Genomic DNA, 1,421 nt, shown 5'->3' with positions numbered 1-1,421 from the left:
GGTCACAATGTGGTCTTTTTTGTCGGTGGGTGTTCGTAGGGTTTGAGGTGTGGGTGTCAGTAGTCGTGAGGAGATCGTCGAGGTTTTCGACGCGCTCGACGACGACGTGGATCGGTTGTGCGGGTTGTCTTTTGACGTGCTCACCACCCCGGAGCGGCTGCGTGCCTTGGAGCGGGTGGAACGGGTGTATCGCCGGCTGCGCGCCCCGCAGCACGCGTTGATCAACCAGCTCGGCGCCCAAGCCAGTGCCGAGGAGTTGGGCGGTTCGCTGCGGGTGGGGCTGGCCGACCGGCTGCGCATCACCAAGTGCGAGGCCGCCCGGCGCATCGCCGAAGCCGCCGACCTCGGGGAACGCCGGGGGTTGACCGGCCAGCCGTTGGCGCCGCAGCTGAGCGCGACCGCGGCCGGTCAACGCGAGGGGCTCATCGGTGACGGGCACGTGAAGGTGATCCGTGGCTTTTTTGCCCAGCTGCCCGCCGCGGTGGACGTGTTGACCCGGCAGGCCGCCGAGGCCGACCTGGCCAAGCAGGCCCGCGGGTATCGGCCCGACGAGTTGGCCAAATACGCCGGACGAGTGATGGATTGGCTACACCCCGACGGGCATTTCAGCGACGCCGAGCGGGCCCGCAAACGCGGGATCACCCTGGGCACCCAGGAATGCGACGGGATGTCGCGCATCGGCGGGCTGGTGACCCCGGAGTTGCGGGCCGCGATCGAAGCCATGTTGGCCAAGCTGGCCGCCCCCGGGGCGTGCAACCCCGAGGACCAGACTCCGGTGATCGATGCGACACCCGATGAGGACGCGGTGCGCCGCGACACCCGCAGCCCGGCTCAACGCAACCACGACGCCATGCTGGCCGGGCTGCGCGCCCTGCTGGCCTGCGGGGAACTGGGCCGGCACAACGGGCTGCCGGTGTCGATCGTGGTGACCACCACGTTGCAGGACTTGGAGGCCGCCGCCGGCAAGGCCCTGACCGCCGGCGGCACACTGGTACCCATGTCGGATGTCATCCGCTGGGCCGGCCACGCCCACCACTACCTCGCGGTCTTCGACAACGGCCGATCGCTGGCGCTGCATCACACCAAACGGTTCGCCTCCCCCGCACAACGAATCATGCTGTACGCCAAGGACCGCGGGTGCACCAAACCAGGATGTGATGCCCCCGCCTACCACAGCCAGGTCCACCACATCACCGGCTGGCAAACCACCCGCCGCACCGACATCGACGACCTCACCCTGGCCTGCGGCCCCGACAACCGGCTCGCCGAAAAAGGCTGGACCACCCGCACCAACGCCCGCGGCGAAACCGAATGGCTACCACCACCACACCTCGACCACGGACAACCCCGCACCAACACCTACCACCACCCCGAAAGAATCCTCCGCGACGGTGACGACGACGAACCCGATTGACGCAACG

1 protein-coding gene is annotated in these 1,421 nt (G+C 68.3%); it reads left to right on the top strand.

The window, feature by feature from the left end; genetic code table 11:
* Positions 1 to 49: 49 nt before the first annotated feature.
* Positions 50 to 1,414, top strand: coding sequence for an HNH endonuclease signature motif containing protein (locus A5773_RS19135; protein ID WP_067792155.1), 1,365 nt, complete (start codon positions 50 to 52; stop codon positions 1,412 to 1,414).
* Positions 1,415 to 1,421 lie beyond the last annotated feature (7 nt).

The organism is Mycobacterium sp. 852014-52450_SCH5900713 (assembly GCF_001667075.1).
In the GTDB taxonomy this organism is placed as follows: domain Bacteria; phylum Actinomycetota; class Actinomycetes; order Mycobacteriales; family Mycobacteriaceae; genus Mycobacterium.
This window is presented reverse-complemented; position numbering and strand designations above follow the sequence as displayed.